The following is a 19,338-nucleotide window of genomic DNA, read 5'->3' as shown; positions in this document are numbered from 1 at the left end:
TAATCTTGTTTTCAGACTCGGGACAGAACGAGGTTAAAATTTTTTACCACATTCCGCAGGGGGGCAGTGTTTCTTCATCCTGATCCTTTTTTCCCGAAAGATGAGAGATATTGTTCCGCCGGATACTTCCAGACTGTCAGAAAGGGACCACATCACAGGTAATCCTCTGCCCCCTGAGCGGAGCAGATTGATTTCTTCGATTTTTTCAATTTTATCCGGAAGATTAAACCCCGGGCCTTCGTCAGACACTTCTATCCTCAGTTCCCCGGGTCGAAAAAATAAAGATAAATCAACAAAGGCAGCAGGGTTAAAATTGTTTCCATGTTTCACCGCGTTGATCAGTGCTTCGCGTAAGGCAAGCGAGATGAAGCAAGGGTCTCTTCCCGAGGGAAGTTTATCCGGAGTAAAATAATCCGCAGCCCATTTGCATGCTTTGTCAGCTTCCTCATAACTGGACAAAAATTCATAGTGCAGCTCCTGCCCGTCATGGTCCCCTTTTTCTCCTCTGAATGATCGGACCATGTCAGAACGAGAGAAAAAAGATTTAAGGGTAATAAGAATCATATCATCATTTTGCCCATATTTTTCCAGAATTCTGTCCAAAATTTCCCGGGACACCCCTCGGATGCTTTCCCGGTTCAGATGAACACTTCCTGATGTTAAAACCTCGGCAATCTGGGCTTTGGTGATACCATCGGAGAAAAGAAACAAATACCCCTCTTTGTCAAACTTTATTCTGTCATTCAGAAAAAGCTGATTTTCTTCTATCAGGCCGAGGCACATCCCGCCGCCCTCCAGTTCATGAATCTCCGGGGAAGCATCCGCGGCCTCATTCACAAGAAGTCCCCCGGGATTACCTGCGGTGGCAATTTTAATTTTTTTTCGGTATCTGTCCCACAGCAGGACCGTGGCGCAAAGATGATAGTGGTCATAATCAGGTTTGTTCAACTCAGCGTTAATTATCCGCAGCAGTTTTCGCGGAGCCTGGTTCTTATCCCAGGTGGATGTCAGAATACCCAGGGATATTGCACTGATATAAGAACTCATAACACTGTGGCCCGCGACATCTCCCAGCATGATTCCGCATCTTCCTGCCCGGTTAAACCGGCGGCACCAGGCCATATCTCCCCCCGCGTCGCTCAGAGAGGAATACGCGACATCAATAGAATTGCAAGGCTCGGGGCATCCGTATCTGATTAACTGCTCCTGGGCTTTGCGTACCTGGCTGGCTGTTGAAGCTGTCTGTGTGCGGGAGCCTTTCTGGGCAGACTGATAAATTGCTGATTCGATTAAATCAATAAAGGAGTTTTCAAATTCAGCTTCGGTTGTCACGCCATCAGCACCCAGCTGAATTGCGAGTTGAAATATGTCCGCATCATATGTTTTCGCATAGAGAAAAACCATGACATTCAAATAGTCCCGTTTGATTTTTGCAAGAATGCCAAATCCGTCAATACCTGATGTAAAAACATTGCTGATGATAATGTCGAACTTGTGCGGATGTCTGAGGAATAAATCCCATGCCTGATTACCGTTGCAAACACGGGACACATCAAATCCGAGATTCATAAAAAAATGGCAATATCGGTTCCCGATAATATCATCCTCTTCAACAAGCAGTACATGATAATCCGAGAAATTTAAAGACAGGGGATGCAATAATTTGTTGTCTTTTCGGGGAAAGGAGTTCAGATCATCAAAAGGTACTGCTTTGTCTTCCTCATATTGTTCAATTAATGCCTTTACCTTTTCAGCATCAATGGGTTTGGGCAAAAAATCATTGCCCCCTGCCTCCAGACATCTTTGGCGATCTTCTTTTGAATCCATGGCAGACACAATGATAATAGGGGTTTTTATTCCCATACGGCGAATTCTCCGAATGGTTTCAAAACCGTCCATACCGGGCATGAGCAAATCCATAAGAATCAGTTTGAATGCGGAGTCCCTCATGCGCCGGATGGCTTCTTTGCCATTTGGGGCCTCCTCTGAAAAAAAACCTTCTGATTCAAGAATTTCTTTTAACAACTCCCTGTTAAATGGATTATCATCTACAATCAGAATACGGGGTTTATCTGAATCAGTCATAGGATTAATCTGAGGTTTCAGTGTTTGCGGACCATCATAAGAAAACTTCTGATGTTTAAAAATTTTTTTATGTCTTTCAGGATATTGTCGAATTCTCTCCTGAAAGAGAATTCTGCCAGACAGCAACAACTGTCAGAATCAGAAATATCAGACACCGTCGTCTGAATTATTTGCTCCGGCTTCGGGAAATTATCACGATCAGGGTCATCAGACATAACCCGAGACCAATTGTCGGATACCCGGTATATTCACCGCGAACAATACTGATATAAAAACCTGCTCCGATAATCAGCAACGCAAAAATCATGCCCAGTATGGCTGCCGGTGTTATTTTTATCTTTTTCTTCTTCTGTTTCATCAGGTGATTCCTATTTTTTTTCGGGGTGTTGGAAGTCAGATTTATGACAAACGCCGTGATTATCGGAAAGAACGAATAACATTCTATTCGAAATCAGAAGGCCAGTAAAGAGCAAAAACGCTAAGGATATAATTCAACGGTGATTTTTGACGCCTCATCATCTCTGAGGGTAAGATGATATCCTTTAACCTTGACCTCTATGGAATTGTCAACAGGGGAAATGTTTTCCACTTCAATGATGCTTCCGGGCCTCACCCCCATCGCTGCCATACGTTTTTTTATTCCGCCCCGCCCTTTGATCTTGAGAATTTTTCCCCGCTGACCACAACTGAGTTCCCCAAGAAGCGTCTCTTTCAGGTCGCTTTCCATCAGTTTTTTCTTTTCCTTAAAATTGTCCAGAGATCGGGTGATACATCGCTCGCAATTTTTATAAGGCTTATTTCCGTATTCACAGACGTATTCACAGTTATTCCAAAATTCTTTTATCCAATTTTCACCGCCTCTCGGACAGGATTCCACGAATTCCATAAACAGGATAAGTTTGTCCAGAATAGTCCGGGAGACGGCATGTTCCATCTTACAGGCAGCTTCTTCAGCCTCGCCCGGATCAATATAAAGAATTTTAACAAAAAAATCCCGTAATGCTTCGTGTTTTCTTACGACTTCTTCGGCAAGCTCGTTCCCCCTCGGTGTGAGGGTAATGACATCATAAGGCGCATAGTTGATAAAGCCTTTTTCAGCCAATGCACGAAGCGCTCCGGTCACAGAGGAATTATTCACTTTGAGTCGTTTTGCTATGTCCTTGGCTCTGGCTGCCTGTTTTTCAGAAACAATATGAAAAATTGCTTCCAGATAATCCTCCAAGCTAGCACTCAGTACTTCGCTTTTTGCCATATTAAAAGGTCCTTTGATTCGGTTGCAGATTATAGTTTTTAACCTTATGGATTATACACATTTGTTTATTTTATTCAACAAATATCTATGGAATTAAAAAATTATTTGTATTTTCCGATCTGTATCCCGGCTTCCACTGTCTGATCGCCACTGGCTCTTTTGGCTTCGTACATGGCCAGGTCAGCCCGTTTGACAAATGTGTCTGTCACCTCTTCAGGATTGAACTGGGCCACTCCCAGACTCAGTGTCACCTGTTCTGAAAATGTGTCCTTATCCCAAACCGAACAAAAACTGCACTGGGAATTGAATGCTTTTCTGATTCTTTCTGCTAAAAAACGTGCATTGTTCAGATCCGTTCCGGGGAGGAGAACCATAAATTCATCTCCCCCGTATCGGAACGCCGTATCCTTATGGCGCAATGTGTCTCTCAGAATGTGTCCCACCATTCTGATGATATTGTCCCCTTCCAGATGGCCAAGTCTGTCATTACAACATTTGAAATTGTCAATATCAAAACAAATCAGGCTTAACGGACACTGGTTTTCCCGGGACCGGAGCATTTCCTCTGTCAGTATGGAATAGAAATAACGCTGGTTAAACAGGCCGCTGAGACTGTCTGTTATTGAAAGTTCCCGAAGTCTGGCCTCCATTTGTTTTCTGAACGTAAGATCATGGAAGAACCCCACGCTGCCCACTTCCTGGCCGTGTTTGAAAATCAGTGTGGCTGAGAGGCGAATCGGTATTTTTTGTCCGTTCCGGTGAACAATTTCGCTTTCAAATCCCTCTAATTGCCCCTTTCCCCCGAATTCAGAACTGTAAAGTTTTTTTTTGATAAGGCGCGCGCGTTCCATGGAATTGTATATTTCGGTAATATGTGCCAGGTTGATGATATGTTCCCTTTTGTAACCCATGAGCTTTTCTGCTGCCTGATTAAAAATAATGATAATTCCCTTTCGATTTACCCCGATGATGCTATCCGGACAAAGAGAGACCATATCTTTTAAAAAATCTTTTTCATTTAAATCTGAAAGTTTCATTCCATATTTTCCTTTTCATTTCCCTGCCCCTGGTAATGGCAAATTATAATTGAAAAACAATCATTTTAAATTTTTTTTATAAAAGTGTCAAAAAATTCAAATATCACAAAATAAAAGTGTTATGTTTAATGATCAAGTTTTTTCAGATTATTTTATATGAAACTCTAATTAATAAGAAATAAATTTAGTTCGTTATCTGAATAAAATAATTGCCGAATACGGATATTCAGAGTAAAAAAACACTTGTCCCGTAGTCTCCGAACGACTTTTTAAAATATTTCCGCACTTCTTAAAAAATGAGGCCGGTCCTGAAAAAAAAGTTTTATATTCGTAGTCTCTTAAAAGAGCTGACATTTTGTTGTGCAGGTGACCGGCCGGTCATGTTTATATCGGGCTCGCGGCGCCATTTTTTCACCGACCTTAAAATGTGAAGTGCTTCAGTTTTATTTACATCAGGCTGTTATTATCCTTTCCTGTTAAAAAACGGATTCGGTATATTCTTCATATTCTTTACAGTTTTCAATTTATTTTAAGGTTATTCTCTGTTAAGCGGAAGCAACCAGGTCATATCCTAACTGTGCGGCCTGTTTTTTTAGTCTGTTTATCTTTTTTTCCTGATTTTTGCCGGAAAGATATCCTTTACCCAGATCCTCAAAAGATTCTCCGTATTTTATTATATGATAAATTCCCTTTGCTATGCTGTGAGCAACTGCGACAACAGCTTTTTTGGCTCCGCGCCGATATTTTATACGATAATATTTGTCCTTATAATATGAGTCCCTCTTCTTAATGGCAGACCATGCAATTTCAACCATGACTGTTTTAAAGGGATGATTTCGGACCGGGGACCTGCCGCTTTTACGCTTGCCGGCACTTTCATTATTTCCGGGACAAAGTCCTGCCCAGGAACAGAAAGCAGCCTCATTTCCGAATTCTTCCAGTGTGAATCCTATATGACTGAGCACTGACTGACCGGCCACTGTGTTAATCCCGTATACTTCGTCCAGACGATCCAAAACTTCCTGATGAGGCCTCATAAGCCTGGCAAGACGGGCAGTTACGGATTTAATATTCCGCTCCGTTGCCTCAATTGTATCCATAAGCAGTTTTAACTGAAAACGATGGTGATCTTCAAAAAAACCCTGAATACTGCGATGAAGTTCCGCACTTTTGGAACCGAGACTTCCTTTCGCACATTTTTCAATATTTTCAAGGCTTAAATCCGCATCTTCGTCACAAAGGAGACTGATCAGGTTACGTCCTGTCACTCCGAACAGATCGGTCACCACAGAACTGATTTTGATATTGGCGGTCTCGAACAGTTTATGAACACGCCTCTTGTAATCTCCGAGAGTCTGTGTGTAATTTTTCCGAAGCGTTGTCAGGTCACGCCATTGTCTCACTTCCTTTGCCGGAATAAAACTGCCTTTCACAAGCCCGTGGCGAAGGAGATTGGCAAGCCATCTGCTGTCCTCGGTATCCGTCTTTCTGCCGGGAACATTTTTTATATGGCGCGCATTTACCAGGACAACATCCAGATGTCCTTCAAGGATATTGTGAACCGGACGCCAATACACACTTGTACTTTCCATTGCAACTGTCGGACAATTATTGTCGGTCAGCCAGTCCCTTAAAAGGAAAAGGCTGTCTGTAAAAGTCGGGAATTCCCTCACTTCATATTGCGGCGAGCCAAGGGGATTCAGAGTAATAAGACATGCTGAAATAATATTCTTGTGAACGTCCAGTCCGCAACAAACGGGATGCATTACTGAAATAATCGGGGTGTCTGATTTTTTAGTCATAACCGTCCTTCCTGTTATAATTGTTGATAAATATTTATTCTGAGAGTAGTTATGACATTTTGAACCAAAAATCAAAAGTTTCATCCTTTGTTGTGTCCGCAGGACATGGGAGTTTATATGAAAGTGTTAGGTGTCAGGTGTTAAGTGTTAGGAAAAAATGCAAAACTTTCATACTTCGTTGTGACTGGCAGATCATGGCCGTTTATATGAAAGTGTCAGGTGTTAAGTGTTAAGTGTTAGGAAAAAATATAAAACTTTCATTTTTCATTGTGAACGGCAGGTCATGTCCGTTTATAAGTATTTAAATTTAAGTTGCCTTTGCCGTAAGGATTTTATACAGTTTGAAAATTAAATTTTTTACTGTCATTCTGTTCGACTGAGCCTGCCGAAGTCTGATCTCAGTCGGGTCGTCGAACAGAATGACAGGCTTTTTGTTCGAAAATCAGGTCAGAAAACCTGATCATCGGGTGATACTTAACACATGACACCGTTTTTATAAGTACCTAACCATAAGTTTTTAATATCTGCCCGGGAAAGAGACCCAGCTTTTTTTCCGGAATGATAATTCTCCGACAAAGGAAAGACCCGGGTTTCTTTGCTGCTCAGAAAAAAGCTGTATAAAAAACTTTTGCTCAGGTACTTATAATACTGTCTGATTTTTTAGCAAAAAATACTGATTATAACGAATTTAAGGAAAGGGGCCAAGCCCTGTAAGGGCGGCATATTTGCAGCATGATTTGCTGCAAATATGCCGCCCCCACGGGGCTTGGCCTGCCCGGCATGATGAATGCTACAAATATATCGCCCCCCACGGGGCTTGGCCGCATATGCATCAGGCTAAGATTACAACCTACTGTTTTTATTAACTCTGATTTTGCCGGACGGGGTTTGCAACCCCGTCCGGAATATTTTCCGGATCGCCGCCCGCAAACGTTTCGGACGGGGTTGCAAACCCCGTCCGGCAGCCGTCCCGCATTCTTAGCCTGATGCATATGGGCTTGGCCGGCCTCCCCTAAATCCGTTATAATCAGAAAAAATATTGTGCCAGTCCTGCGCAAACAGTGATGAATGAGATTCAGAGCCCTGATATCCGGGAAACTGAACGGGATGTCATCACTGCCTTTGCAGGACGACCATATCTTAATATCTATGGCAGTTCAGGTTATCTGATCTGTGAATCGGAGAAAGGAATAATATGAAAATTATTGTTGCAGGAACCGGATATGTAGGGCTTGTCCATGCGGCAGTATGCTCGGAATACGGACATGAAGTGTATGCGTATGATAATGATGTGAATAAAATTAACGCGTTTTCCAATGGTCAGGCTGAAGAAATTGAAAAATACGTCAACGAACCGGGGCTGGTAAATATTATCAAGGAAACACTTGGCAAATATTTGTTCTTTTCTACGGATCTGGGCGCAATCATAGAAGGTGCTGATGCCATTTTTTTATGTCTTCCCACGCCGCCCAACCCCAATGACGGGTCCACAAATCTTGTTTTTTACGACGCGGCCGTTGAGGATATCGCGGAAATAGCGGCCAAAAGGAATGATGAAAACAGAATTGTCTTTGTGAATAAGAGTACGGTTCCCATCGGAACAGCCAGACACTTACAGGACATCATGAACGCGCATGAGGTAAAAAACTTCGGTGTCTCATCCAATCCTGAATTTCTGGCAGAAGGTACGGCCGTTGAGCAGGCACGTAAACCGGACCGCGTTGTTGTGGGCTGTGACCATGAATCAGATTTTAAAATTCTTCGCAGGGTTTATTCCCAGTTTGTCAATCATGTCCGAATAAAATATATAGAAACCACGCCGGAAACAGCCGAAGCCATAAAATATGTCGCAAACACCATGCTTCTCACCTATATCTCTTTCTGGAACGGGGTGGGAGCGAAAATCGGAGAACGATTCCCCAACGTGAAAATAGATGATCTCAGACTGGGCGTTACCTCGGACGACAGGATCAGTACCTGGGGATCCTTTGTGAGCAACGGGGCAGGCGGGAGCTGCTTTGGAAAAGATATTGCTTCGCTGATTTATCAGCTCCGGAGTGTCAATGTCAGCACCAAGATGCTTGAAGCATCTTATGAAGTCAACGAATACCAGAAGGTTTATCTTGTTGAAAGAGCCATTGCCGAAGCAGGCTTCAAGTTCAATAACAAAACCGTTGCAGTGCTGGGGCTGGCGTTTAAGAAGCATACAAATGACATGCGGGACGCGTCATCCATCAAACTTATCGAATCTCTGCTCGGCAAGGGCGTGGCCAAGGTAAAGGCTTATGATCCCTTAGCCATTGAAAGCGCAAAACATGCTTTTTCCCCTTCCAAGAATATTCTTTTTGAAAAAATAGAATATTACGAGACAGCCAAAGAGGCAATTGAAGGGTCTCACGCGCTCTTTATTTCTACTGACTGGGAAGAATTCCGAGGGCTTTCCCGAACCATAGAAGAGGCAGCCAGGCCCCCTTATCTGGTCATGGACGGCAGACGTATGATCCCGGATTTCGAAGACATCGTCACCAAAGGATATACTTATCTGGCAGTGGGGGCTATGGTGATGAAACCAGAATAAGTTGGAAGTTGGAAGTTGAAAGTTGGAAGTTGAAACTTGAAATTTGAAACTTGAAATTTGAAACTTGGCATCCGTGAGAATCCGCTGACTCTCCGGATTTCAAGTTTCAAGTTTCGGAGGAAAAACTGCCCCGGATGTCGGGTCTTGTTCTCCCACCGCGGCGTGGGAATGAGATTAGTTCGTCAATCTACCCATCCCATCCAATTATCATCATCTTCATCTGCAAGTTCATCTTTTTTCTTTTTTTTCTTTCCGTAGATCAGCTCATCCAATCGCTGATCTCCCAGTTTCCTCGCGAGAATATCAAAACCATCATCATCTGTCGGATTTATTGTCTTTTCCTGAAAAATCCTTTGCTCATCTTTTCCTGCCGGATTGCCAGGGACTTCGGGCTCCTCTTCCGGGGTCTGATTTTTTAATTTATCTACGGATGACACAACTCTTTTTTGTGTATATTCAGAAAGACTTTTTGAAAATTCTTCTAATGTTTCACCTGTCAGTCTGAATGTTCCTGATGAAGATATCCCGAGCGGGTTTTTATCCTCTTTTTTCTCTGAGTGTTGCGATGTTGGGAAGGCTCCCGGGTTTTCTTCATACGGCGGCAGACCCAGTAAATTTTTCTCGTCCTCAGGAGATAATGCTAATAACTTTTCCTCATCTTCCGGGGACAAATCCAATTCTTCATCTTCTGCCAGTGTTATACCTAAGTCTTCCCCTCCCTCTAAATATTTGTCTGTTTCTTCACGCAGCAGAATAAGAATGATATTTATCAGATGCGAGGCGTCACTCTCCGGATGTTTCTTATTTTCAGCTTCCAGTTTTATCAGTTCCTGTCTGACTTCATCTGAGACGATTTCGTCGGCAACTTCGGCGATTCGGTTTTTTAACATGTCAAAATTCTGGTAGGCAAGTCTGTAAGCGAAAATTCTGATCAATGCCGAATCTATCACCGAATGATTTTCAAGCCTGCGTTTTCGCTCTTCATGAAAAACTGAATGATGCAAATTTTTCATAAGCTGATAAACCGCTTCCTCTGACCAGGCTGTCTGCTCTCCGGGATTGCTTTTCGCCATTTTCAAACCACCTCCTTTGGCCATTAGTAAATGATCAACAGCATATTCAAGCAGTTCAGGCGTTCTTTCCAACGCATCTCTTTTGAAAACTCTTTCGCTGAATTTATGGCAGTCTTTTCCCCAGGGACCGATGTTTATGACAGGTATGGATAATTCTTTCATTTCCGAAAAAGGGACATCATAAATATTTTTCCACAAAGGCATATTGGTTATAATGTAAGGCATGGCTTTTTCGCCGTTCGGCAATGCCGAATAACTCATATCTGTCATACGCATATCATAATTTAATTTTTTATATTTCTCATTCCATCTGCCTTCGGCAAAACAGATGAGCCTGTCACTTAATGTTGAAACCGATTCAGACAGATTTTGAAAATCAGTGTTTGTCAGGTGCGGATAATACGGCGGAGAAAGCGCGATGATGATCATGGGTGACAGGTCCGGAACATGCGCCAGTGTTTTTTCTATAATAAGAAAGGTGCCCTCTGAAACATTGAGCTTATTTTCCAGGATATCGTTTTTTATTTTTTCAATGGTTTTATTATAAGCTTCGGTAAACTCCCTCCCGGCATTATTCAAAGCATCCTCATAAAGCTCTGAAAATGTCTTCACATGAAATTTCATCCTGCTTCCAATGTCTGACAGAGGATCATTGGTAATTTCCGAATTTTTTTCTCCTCTGAATATATTATATTTCTTAACCGCCTTATGTATGACACGGGAAAATGAATTTTCGCATATTTTTTTTAATTGTGACATGGTTTCTTCTGGAGATTTTGTCAAAGAGGTCACTGTCAGATCCCCCCCCGCGGACAGAGGAGGGGACGCGTCACAATACGCTTTCCTGTCTCTGAAAAAATTCCAGCACGGCGGGGGAGATACCTGGCCTGAAACCACTTCGGAAAAATCAGTGTTCAGTTCGGTCTGAAGCACAATCTCAGACAATACCAGCACAGGACTCAGCCCCTCCAAATTATTTCCGATGGCCCCTCTTTTACCCCTGACATATATCAGCGGCACTAATTTTCCGGCTGCCCCTTCGTATAAAATTCCTTTTTTATCTTTTTCCCTGTGATGAGGCTTTGAATTGATAACCATCTGATATTCAAGATTAAATATTTTTTTCAGGTCTTTTAATAATTTCAGACTGCTCCGCATTCCCGCGGACAGTGATTCTCCGTCAGGCAAAGATAAAACAAGTAAATTTCCCTTAAAATTGAATCGTGTTGAATATTCTTCCAGCAAGGCAAGCTGAATGGCTGCTCCGGCCTTCATATCGGCCGTTCCCCGGCCAAAAATCCACTCACCGCTTTCCAGGTCTCTCATGACGTCATCGGACAGATCAAGGTCTTCCATTGCTTTTTGCAATTTTTCCGGGCGATTTGAGCAGTCTGACAATGGTCCGTAATCTCGGGAATCAACAACATCGTGGTGGTGAATGAATATCACTGTTTTGCTTCCGTTTCCCCGGACAAGTCCCCATATCACAGAACGCTCCAGGGGGTCAGACGGCAGTTTGTGTCTGCCATACAGATTTGAATTCTGACTGAAATATTCTAATTTTCCCAGCCAGTAAAAAAGATAGTCTTCGATATCTTTTTCCGACGGTGTTCCCGTGTCACTCCGAATGCCCACCAAAGCCCCGAACATCTTTTCAATTTTTTGGGATAACTCCTTGTTCATCTTGTGCGCCTCCCTCTGTCAAATCTGGTCTGAGAGGTTTTTAAAACCCGGCAGATCGAAAACGTTCGCGGTTCCGCGTTCAGGCGGGTTGTCTTATGCGTGCAGATATCTGATTTACAAAGATTATCTGAACGGCGGAATTTCGAACATGACCTGAATTGTCAGTTCGTTTCGATCTGGTGAAACTCGATGATCAGGTTTTTTTCTGTCCGAACCAAATCTGAAAACCTGATCATCAGGTAAAAATTTTTCCGAGTATTATGTCATGTCCTGTTGTCACGGACTCTTCATCAGCTTTTCAATATATTGCGTCAGAATATGGCCAAAAAACCACGTTCCCACATCTAAGACATTTTCGTCAATATTAAAATAAGGAGAATGCAGACCATGCTGAAACTCTTTTTGCGGATCACGGCACCCGATATTAATCATTATTCCCTTCCATGTTTGGCAAAAATAAGCAAAATCCTCGGCTCCCATACTGGGTTTCCGGATATGCACATGGTCTGTTCCCAGAAGTTCCCTGGCAGAGGTTTCCATATAGCTTGCCAGTTCAGGATGATTCAGCACCACAGGATACCCCTCAGTCACCTCAGTTGTCGCGGAAATATCAAACGATATTTCGAGACCTTTAAGCAGTTTCTCAAGGCGTTTCAGGATGTTTTCACGGACACCCGGGTTAAGGGTTCTGAGTGTGCCTTCCAGAACGGCTTGTTCAGGAATAATATTTGACGCTGTTCCGGAATGAAATTTCCCAATGGTGAACACTGCGTTTTCCAGCGGGGGAAGATCCCGGCTGATAAGGGTCTGGATCTGGGTCACGAGACAGGAACCCGCGACAATGGGGTCCTTGCATTGATGCGGATATGCCCCGTGTCCCCCTTTTCCCTTCAGATGAATAGTGACGGTATCCACTGCCGCATGGGCCATTCCCGGAACAATTCCCACATCTCCCACAGGAAGGTCAGGAAACACATGCCCGGCAAAAATGGCCTGCACCGGTTCTTTGTCGAAAACGCCGGAGTCCAGCATTGCCCTGGCACCTGCCCCGCCTTCTTCCGCGGGTTGAAAAATAAAGAGAATTTCACCCGCGCCCTTCTGAGGCCAGTCGTTTTCCAGCAGCCACCGTATCACCCCGAGAGCAATGGTCATATGCGCGTCATGGCCGCAGGCGTGCATGAGTCCCTGGCACCGTGATTTGTAAGAAACATCATTTGCCTCATCCAGGGGCAATGCGTCCATATCTGCCCGGAAAGCCACCACAGGGCCGTCATGCTTTGCACGAACCCTCGCAACGACACCGGTTTTCCCCACTTGTGTCTGAAAAGGGATATTGAATGATTTAAGCGTGTCACAAATTCTGATCGCTGTTTTTTCTTCTTCATATCGCAGTTCCGGAAACTGGTGAAACTGACGCCGAAGCTCAACAAGCCATTGGTGAAAAGACGCTGATAGTTTGTGTGGCATTTTATATCTTCCTTCTGTCATATAGATTAAAAACAGCAATAAACATCCGTTTGTTTTGTATAGCTAAGTCGTTACATCCTCCGGAGTGCCAAACTTACAGTTTGGCAAAGCAGGAACCAAATTTCCGAAATGCGGAAACCGGCAAACTGTAGGTTTGGCATTCCGCGGACGCTTATTTTTGATAATGTTTGTCGTCTCCCCCTGTCCGTGGGACAAAATAGTGATCATAATCTTAAAAGCTTAGGATATGTCTTTTTTAAATTACCTTTTTCCATTATTTTTGTAAATAGAAGAAATTCGGTTTCCCTGACCTGATTTTTCAGTATAAGGGAAAATTCAGCAGATCAAAAAGTTTTCGGGCTGTCGCAGGAGGGACACGACAGACAGGTGAGAAATCCGGCTTTTTCCGGCCGGTGAGACACTTTGTCCGGGAACCCCCCGGGTTTCTCCGCTCTCCCGCGCACATCCCGGAGACTTTTCGATCTGCTGAAATTCGATTAAGAGAATGCGTTCTTTCAAAAAACTGTGTTATATGATCTTTAATGTTCACGTTTTTTCATCCAATCTTTCTTGACAAATCAGTTTCATATTTATATATGTGTTAAAAAAATGAATGATTATCATCAAATGAATCAGAAAATAGGACATGGCTTTTTTATAAACAGGTATGAGCTGGTGGTCACAACGAAAAATGAAAAATTTGTAATTTTTCCTAACACCTAACACCTAACACTTAACACCTTTTTCATATAAAATAATAATACACCTTTTGTTTAATTCATTCAACATGGTGAGATAACTTTTAAGAAAAATTTTACAGGTGATTTCCCGCCTGGTGCCTGCGGAACTGGGAACCCAAATAATTGGAAAGGGTTATGTTGTCCCAAAAAGCGGTCTTACGCCGGAACGGGCGTCTGCGGAGCTTTTTTGCAGATCCGGAAGTAAAAAAAACATATCTCGGCGGTTAAGTGAGTTTAAGATTGTTTTATACTTAATTTGTTGATTCAATTCATTTAACGGGTTGAAGAAAGGCAACCTTCAAAATTTGGTGATGCCTGAATTTTTTCAGAACAGGGGTTGACGGATTTTGTAAAATTAGGTGACTATCTTGGATAAAAAGCTGCTGTCAGAATTTAAGTTTTTTTCAGATGTGTCCGATGACGCACTTTCGGTGATTGCCCCAAAATGTGATATCCTGGAGTTCAACTCAGATGATGTTGTTTTTAACTGGGGGGATAAGGCTCTGAATCTTTACGGTGTTCTGGAAGGAGAGGTGGAGCTGAGCCTCATGTTTAAAGAAAAAATAATGAAAACAGATATTGAATATGAGGAAGCCATCCGGGTCCGGTTTGATGTCCTGAAAAAGCCGATCATTGTTGAGAGGGTGGGGGTTGGAGAGGTCTTCGGTTGGACATCCCTGGTGGGTGACGCGGGAAGTCAGTGGACAGCGACGGCTCAGTGTTCACAGCCTGTCCGGGCTTTTTCCGTCCCGGCCGCCAATCTCAAAGCCATGTTTGACAAAGACCCCAAACTGGGCTATCTGATTATGGGACGGGTGAGCGAGATTGTTTCGCTGCGTCTCCAAAATCGGACAGACAAGCTGATCGAGGCGTGGGGGCAGGCATTTGAGGCAGGCAATATTTAAGGCAGCAATGAAAAATACGATTTCCAAAGGAGTGCAAAAACGGAGTTAGGCAAAATTTTTTGCACTCCGGATTTACTGCTTTTTTCAACCAATCAACGCTTTTCTGCTTCATAAAAGGAGTTCGATATGATGCGAATTACAGTAAATGATGATATTGGAAGAAGAATCAAATCGCTTCCGAATGCCGATGAATTTATAAATTCTGTTTTGGAAAAAGCACTGCTTGAGCAAGAAAACACAAAGAAAAAGTTGGAAGATGCGGCAAAGGCACTTTCAGATGATTATAAAAATGACTCGGAACTGACTGTGTTTACTGTATTGGACGGAGAAGACTTCTATGTATAGAGGGGAAATCTGGCTAATAAATTTAGATCCGACAGTTGGCGCTGAAATCAAAAAAACTCGTCCTGCTGTTATTATAAACGACGATGCTGTGGGCATTCTGCCTCTGAAAGTAATTCTCCCTTTGACAGATTGGAAAGATCGCTATGAAATAGCTCCGTGGATGGTTAAGCTGATACCAAACCAACATAATGGTTTAATTAAGAATTCCGCTATTGATACTTTTCAGATACGCTCAGTGTCAAAAACAAGATTTGTTCAAAAAATGGGTACAATTTCACAAAACAAAATGCAGGAAGTCTCAAAAGCATTAAAAATAGTTCTGGCGATCCCTTAAATGCTCCGAAGCTTATTCTGACTGATCGGGGCGTGGGGGCAGGCATTTGAGGCAGGCAATATTTAAGGCAGCAATGAAAAATACGATTTCCAAAGGAGTGCAAAAACGGACTTAAGCAGAATTTTTTGCACTCCGGATTTACCGCTTTTCTGCTTCTGAGATTTCACATCACATTCCCAATCAGGAATTTCAGTATGCTTTTTTTGATTTTTCCATTATCCAATCTCCCCAGATGCCTAAAACAATCCGGGCATAGATATAAACCATCTTCAGTCCTATGAACTTCCTCCAAAGAATTTCCTCCGCACAGTTCACACGCATCGTCTGGTCTTCGGACATTTTTCCTTTTAAGAATATACCCCCTGATGGTATGCATGACACCTGTTCCGTAAGTGCCGGGACTGTTTAACTTCTTACACCATATGACCTTGGCCATGTATGTCTTATAATCTCCGGGAGTATAAATATCAGGTGAGAAATTTATCATTTTGATATAAATAAAGGTTCCCGCTCGGAACGCGTCCTGTGACTCAAAATACATGCCCCCTAAGCTGCAATTATACATTGTGGCTTCACAACAGGCGTCCGTGTTGTATTTTGCATATGTGATAGGGGCTTCATAGTATTCTCGGGGATAAGCTCTTCTTGCATATAAGGCCATGGTTTCAACTCTCCTTTAAGGGAAGTATCCACGAGTCAGGGAAAGATTCAGATGACGAGGAAAGAAATGTCAGAAATGTAAATTTTACGCTCCTTCCGTAAATTCAGCTCATGGATGCATCCGTGTTCTAAGTGTTTCAGGAAAATGAGTGAGTACCTCTTTTGTAGCATTTTAACAAAAAGCATTTGCGGCTCAGGGTTCGGGAGGTCTGCCTGAGCCATGTCAGCAGGTCGTTGAGTTTTTCAGCAGGTTGTTGAGTTTTTCAGCAGGTTGTTGAGTTTTTCAGCAGGTCGTTGAGTTTTTCAGCAGGTCGTTGAGTTTTTCAGCAGGTCGTTGAGTTTTTCAGCAGGTCGTTGAGTTTTTCAGCAGGTCGTTGAGTTTTTCAGAAAGTCGTTGAACTTGTCAGCAAGTCGGTTGAGTCTGTCAGCCAGTTTTTGAGCCTGTCGGGCCGGTCGTTGAGCTTGTCGAAACGAGCAATTCCCCCCATTTGCAGGCCTGTTTTGGCGGACAGGATTTGCACCCCGTCCGTCAAAGGCAAATCATGGATTAATAAAAACAATGAATTGTGATTTTAGCCTGATATATATGGATTTGCAACTCTGTCTGGCAAAAAAATTTCTGCCTGCCACATATTCAGGTGTTCAGGCGTTTCAATGTTTATACAAAGAAATCAGATCTGAACACCCATATATCCTGAACGACCGTATTAGTACTTATAAATCTCGTATTCAGTTTTTTCTCCGAGCAAGCTATCTATTTTGTCCTGAATTTCGGTTCGTTCTTTGCTAATAACCCAGTCTCTCCATTCATCAACAGACTGCCATGTGCTGATGACCAGCGTCTCCCCGGGCTTATCGAACCGCTTTAAGGTTTCACCGGAAATATATCCGGCCCGATTCATGGTAAGACCTCTGAGCTGCATAAGCAAACCCGAGAGTTCTTTTTCCTTACCTTCCGCCACTTTTCTTTTAATGAGAATCTTAACAGCCATTTCAACCTCCTTTCTTTTTAACGAGAAGAATTTTATTCAATTTCAGATCCTTGTCTTAGCTTCGGAAATTCCGAATTCACCCGGATCCAAACCCAATTCCTGACATATTTCACTGACAACTTTTTTTTCGTCCTCGTCAAAATCGCCGTCCGAAGCCCCGATAGCACAGCAGACACGCACGAGCAGCCTTGCTTCGTCCGAATTTTTTTTGATCTTGCTAATTGTTTTAAGGGCTTCTCCTTTGCCGATGTGAAGATCGAACTCAAAATTATTCACATTTTTTTCAAAACTTTTAATGACCTGAGACATGTCAAAGACGCTTAACGCCTCATTTCGCTGGATAAATCCGGCCATTTTCGCCTTTTCTTCGGGTTTGATAACCCCGTCGGCAAACGCGACCATAGCGCATCCGGCTGTCACAGCTTCCATAAAGTTCTTACTTTTGAATCGTTTTACCTCTTCCTTTGCATCTGACGCCCAGGTTTTTACTTTATCCAATATTCCCATTTTTTATTCCCCTTCATCAATCAGAGCCGAAAAGTTATAAAACAATGGCTATTAACCGATAATCAGGTTTTTTTGACCTGGTTCGGACAAACAACTTGTCATTCCTGCTTTCGCAGGAATGACAGATTATTCTGCCGGATCGTATTAAAAAAACTTGATTATAACGGATTCGGGGGAGGCCCGCGAATATGACATCGGATTTAAGGATTTACCGGATATTCCGGGCCGGGACATCCGTCTCATCCTCCTGTCCGCTGTCATATTGCCCGATACCGCGGAAAAAACCCCGGGCCTCCCCAAAATCCGTTACAATCAGAAAAAACTTGATTATCGAATATTAAGTATCTGTCCGTAAATTTTCCGGATAAAACCATCTGAGAATTTTTGTCCAAGTACTTATTTTTCACTCGATGTTCAAGTTTTTTGACCCGGTTCGACTAAAAAGCCTGTCATTCCTGCGAAAGCAGGAATCCATTCTGGGCAGAGGCCACGCTTCCGGAAGCAGCGGATTCCTGCTTTCGCAGGAATGACAGAAAAAAATTTGAACATCGAGTTTTCAGGAACCCTATCAGAATAAAATAAAAAATGCAATCGTTTCTTTCCGCCAAGCTGATTTATCGCCGGACTGAGGTCCCTGATTTCTGATTATCTCAGTCTGAAATATTTTGTCTTCATCCCCCAAAGATAGAATTTTATCCAGTCAAATCCGAATGTTAACAATTCATCATCTTGCTTTTTGATTTTTTTGAGGACCGCAGATTTTACCTTGTAACGTTTTAAGAAACTGCTTCCCAGAATAAACTCACGGAAGTGATCTGTATTGTAGCTGGCCATAAAAGCCATTTTCCCCCTGGGACCTTCAGGGCCTTCTTTCCCCCAGGGATCTGTCTGGAACAGACGTTTTATTTCCGCCCATCGGACAGTCATTTTATTATAGGTGACAGCATCCTGATCCTTGGCCCATGTTTTTGTGGTCAACGGTCTGTTTTCATGCTGTCCCAGACAAAAGTCAGGGGGCCTGAAAAAATGAATCAGCTTTGTTTTTTTTGTTTTGGCATCATAAAGCGTGCCTTGCTCCACAGGAAACGTGCGGCAGGTATCCGGACGATCCGGATAGACCGAACAACCGGATTCTGTTAAAAAAGGGCAGGTTTTTTCTTCATTGTCTGCCATACGCAGCAGCACTTCCGGAAAGAACTCAGAGGGGCGCAATACAATATCTGTGTATTCATCAATAAACTGGTCTGATGTGATACCGAGCCGATTTTTCAGCCGGATGACATCATAAGGATATAAAAAAAGATTCAGATTACGGCAACACAAATTAAAACAGTCAAGCCCTGAATGACAGTGAAATGAAAATATGTCGTCTTCTTCGAGCCTTGTGCCTGGTAACTGATCCAAGTTTTCCGTATCTATATATTTCATATGTTCAACACCTCAGCAAATCTTCAAATATTTTTATTCTTGTAAAACCATTGTCAGTTCAGATAGATTACAATTTTTTTCTATTTTGGCAAGTCTTTTGAGGTGTAATTTTTCCGAAACCTCACAATAGCTAAGACAGAGTTATCTCATGCTGTTAAACACCCGATGATCAAATTTTTTCTGTCATTCTGCTCGACAACTCGACTGAGTTCGCCGGAGTCTCAGTAGATCAAAAAGTTTCCGGACTGTGTGCGGTATGACAGAGAAACCCGGCTTTTTTTCCCGGACAGAAGACTCCCCCCGCCGGAAAAAGCCGGGTTTCTCCCCTGTTTGCCATGTCTGTCCCGCGACAGCCCGAAAACTTTTCGATCTACTGAGTCTGCGAAAGCAGAATGTCCGGCCGGATCAGAGCAGAAAACTTGATTATCGGGAAATAGGAAAGGAGGAAAT

General features: G+C 42.9%; 16 protein-coding genes. 5 read left to right on the top strand and 11 right to left on the bottom strand.

What is annotated here, in order from left to right:
* Positions 1 to 33: 33 nt before the first annotated feature.
* The 5 genes from dnm_RS13665 to dnm_RS13645 all read right to left on the bottom strand — a co-directional run bounded on the left by dnm_RS13665 (position 34) and on the right by dnm_RS13645 (position 6,176).
* Positions 34 to 2,085: a response regulator gene (locus dnm_RS13665; protein ID WP_207683191.1), complete on the bottom strand. Its 2,052-nt coding sequence runs from the start codon at positions 2,083 to 2,085 to the stop codon at positions 34 to 36.
* 166 nt (positions 2,086 to 2,251) lie between these two features.
* Positions 2,252 to 2,443, bottom strand: a complete 192-nt coding sequence (locus dnm_RS13660) for a hypothetical protein (RefSeq protein WP_207683190.1) — start codon at positions 2,441 to 2,443, stop codon at positions 2,252 to 2,254.
* A 120-nt stretch (positions 2,444 to 2,563) separates the two neighbouring features.
* Positions 2,564 to 3,337: a metal-dependent transcriptional regulator gene (locus tag dnm_RS13655; RefSeq protein WP_207683189.1), complete on the bottom strand. Its 774-nt coding sequence runs from the start codon at positions 3,335 to 3,337 to the stop codon at positions 2,564 to 2,566.
* Positions 3,338 to 3,438: 101 nt separating this feature from the next.
* Positions 3,439 to 4,374 (bottom strand): sensor domain-containing diguanylate cyclase, encoded by a 936-nt coding sequence (locus dnm_RS13650; RefSeq protein WP_207683188.1) that lies wholly within the window; start codon positions 4,372 to 4,374, stop codon positions 3,439 to 3,441.
* A 545-nt stretch (positions 4,375 to 4,919) separates the two neighbouring features.
* On the bottom strand, positions 4,920 to 6,176 hold the full coding sequence (locus tag dnm_RS13645) for an IS110 family RNA-guided transposase (RefSeq protein ID WP_207677974.1): 1,257 nt from the start codon (positions 6,174 to 6,176) through the stop codon (positions 4,920 to 4,922).
* Positions 6,177 to 7,240: 1,064 nt separating this feature from the next.
* Between dnm_RS13645 and dnm_RS31275 the strand changes: the two genes are divergently transcribed.
* Together dnm_RS31275 and dnm_RS13640 are read left to right on the top strand one after the other, a co-directional pair.
* Positions 7,241 to 7,375, top strand: coding sequence for a hypothetical protein (locus dnm_RS31275; RefSeq protein ID WP_276571887.1), 135 nt, complete (start codon positions 7,241 to 7,243; stop codon positions 7,373 to 7,375).
* Positions 7,372 to 8,754, top strand: coding sequence for a UDP-glucose dehydrogenase family protein (locus dnm_RS13640; RefSeq protein ID WP_207683187.1), 1,383 nt, complete (start codon positions 7,372 to 7,374; stop codon positions 8,752 to 8,754). Before dnm_RS31275 ends, dnm_RS13640 begins: the two co-directional genes overlap by 4 nt.
* A gap of 182 nt (positions 8,755 to 8,936) precedes the next feature.
* Here dnm_RS13640 and dnm_RS13635 read toward each other — a convergent pair whose 3' ends face one another.
* Positions 8,937 to 11,510: a M20/M25/M40 family metallo-hydrolase gene (locus tag dnm_RS13635; RefSeq protein ID WP_207683186.1), complete on the bottom strand. Its 2,574-nt coding sequence runs from the start codon at positions 11,508 to 11,510 to the stop codon at positions 8,937 to 8,939.
* A 276-nt stretch (positions 11,511 to 11,786) separates the two neighbouring features.
* Positions 11,787 to 12,977, bottom strand: a complete 1,191-nt coding sequence (locus tag dnm_RS13630) for a M20 metallopeptidase family protein (RefSeq protein ID WP_207683185.1) — start codon at positions 12,975 to 12,977, stop codon at positions 11,787 to 11,789.
* 1,108 nt (positions 12,978 to 14,085) lie between these two features.
* Here dnm_RS13630 and dnm_RS13625 point away from each other — a divergent pair.
* From dnm_RS13625 to dnm_RS13615, 3 genes are all read left to right on the top strand, one after another.
* Entirely contained in the window at positions 14,086 to 14,622 is a 537-nt protein-coding gene (locus tag dnm_RS13625; RefSeq protein WP_207683184.1) for a Crp/Fnr family transcriptional regulator, read from the top strand.
* A 126-nt stretch (positions 14,623 to 14,748) separates the two neighbouring features.
* The gene (locus dnm_RS13620) at positions 14,749 to 14,967 is read left to right on the top strand and encodes a hypothetical protein (RefSeq protein WP_207683183.1); all 219 of its coding nucleotides are present in this window, start codon (positions 14,749 to 14,751) and stop codon (positions 14,965 to 14,967) included.
* The gene (locus tag dnm_RS13615) at positions 14,960 to 15,301 is read left to right on the top strand and encodes a type II toxin-antitoxin system PemK/MazF family toxin (protein ID WP_207683182.1); all 342 of its coding nucleotides are present in this window, start codon (positions 14,960 to 14,962) and stop codon (positions 15,299 to 15,301) included. The genes dnm_RS13620 and dnm_RS13615 overlap by 8 nt, the downstream gene beginning before the upstream one ends.
* Positions 15,302 to 15,464: 163 nt before the next feature.
* Here the strand turns inward: dnm_RS13615 and dnm_RS13610 are convergent, their stop codons facing one another.
* From dnm_RS13610 to dnm_RS13595, 4 genes are all read right to left on the bottom strand, one after another.
* A complete protein-coding gene (locus dnm_RS13610; RefSeq protein ID WP_207683181.1) occupies positions 15,465 to 15,962 on the bottom strand; it encodes a PilZ domain-containing protein in 498 nt (165 codons plus the stop codon).
* Between the two features lie 706 nt (positions 15,963 to 16,668).
* Entirely contained in the window at positions 16,669 to 16,953 is a 285-nt protein-coding gene (locus dnm_RS13605) for an antibiotic biosynthesis monooxygenase family protein (RefSeq protein WP_207683180.1), read from the bottom strand.
* A 42-nt stretch (positions 16,954 to 16,995) separates the two neighbouring features.
* Positions 16,996 to 17,460, bottom strand: coding sequence for a tellurite resistance TerB family protein (locus dnm_RS13600; protein ID WP_207683179.1), 465 nt, complete (start codon positions 17,458 to 17,460; stop codon positions 16,996 to 16,998).
* Positions 17,461 to 18,105: 645 nt separating this feature from the next.
* On the bottom strand, positions 18,106 to 18,888 hold the full coding sequence (locus dnm_RS13595) for a YkgJ family cysteine cluster protein (protein WP_207683178.1): 783 nt from the start codon (positions 18,886 to 18,888) through the stop codon (positions 18,106 to 18,108).
* Positions 18,889 to 19,338: the final 450 nt, after the last annotated feature.

This window comes from Desulfonema magnum (assembly GCF_017377395.1).
Lineage (GTDB): Bacteria > Desulfobacterota > Desulfobacteria > Desulfobacterales > 4be13 > Desulfonema_C > Desulfonema_C magnum.
Note: the sequence above shows the minus strand (reverse complement) of the source record. Positions and strands in the feature narration are given on the sequence as shown.

Bases quoted from the DNA above. Each gene is read 5' to 3' on its own strand.
- dnm_RS13645 (WP_207677974.1), bottom strand. From the start codon at position 6,176: ATGACTAAAAAATCAGACACCCCGATTATTTCAGTAATGCATCCCGTT.
- dnm_RS13610 (WP_207683181.1), bottom strand. From the start codon at position 15,962: ATGGCCTTATATGCAAGAAGAGCTTATCCCCGAGAATACTATGAAGCC.
- dnm_RS13615 (WP_207683182.1), top strand. From the start codon at position 14,960: ATGTATAGAGGGGAAATCTGGCTAATAAATTTAGATCCGACAGTTGGC.
- dnm_RS13595 (WP_207683178.1), bottom strand. From the start codon at position 18,888: ATGAAATATATAGATACGGAAAACTTGGATCAGTTACCAGGCACAAGG.
- dnm_RS13640 (WP_207683187.1), top strand. From the start codon at position 7,372: ATGAAAATTATTGTTGCAGGAACCGGATATGTAGGGCTTGTCCATGCG.
- dnm_RS13600 (WP_207683179.1), bottom strand. From the start codon at position 17,460: ATGGGAATATTGGATAAAGTAAAAACCTGGGCGTCAGATGCAAAGGAA.
- dnm_RS13630 (WP_207683185.1), bottom strand. From the start codon at position 12,977: ATGCCACACAAACTATCAGCGTCTTTTCACCAATGGCTTGTTGAGCTT.
- dnm_RS13635 (WP_207683186.1), bottom strand. From the start codon at position 11,510: ATGAACAAGGAGTTATCCCAAAAAATTGAAAAGATGTTCGGGGCTTTG.
- dnm_RS13605 (WP_207683180.1), bottom strand. From the start codon at position 16,953: ATGGCTGTTAAGATTCTCATTAAAAGAAAAGTGGCGGAAGGTAAGGAA.
- dnm_RS31275 (WP_276571887.1), top strand. From the start codon at position 7,241: ATGAATGAGATTCAGAGCCCTGATATCCGGGAAACTGAACGGGATGTC.
- dnm_RS13660 (WP_207683190.1), bottom strand. From the start codon at position 2,443: ATGAAACAGAAGAAGAAAAAGATAAAAATAACACCGGCAGCCATACTG.
- dnm_RS13655 (WP_207683189.1), bottom strand. From the start codon at position 3,337: ATGGCAAAAAGCGAAGTACTGAGTGCTAGCTTGGAGGATTATCTGGAA.
- dnm_RS13665 (WP_207683191.1), bottom strand. From the start codon at position 2,085: ATGACTGATTCAGATAAACCCCGTATTCTGATTGTAGATGATAATCCA.
- dnm_RS13650 (WP_207683188.1), bottom strand. From the start codon at position 4,374: ATGAAACTTTCAGATTTAAATGAAAAAGATTTTTTAAAAGATATGGTC.
- dnm_RS13620 (WP_207683183.1), top strand. From the start codon at position 14,749: ATGATGCGAATTACAGTAAATGATGATATTGGAAGAAGAATCAAATCG.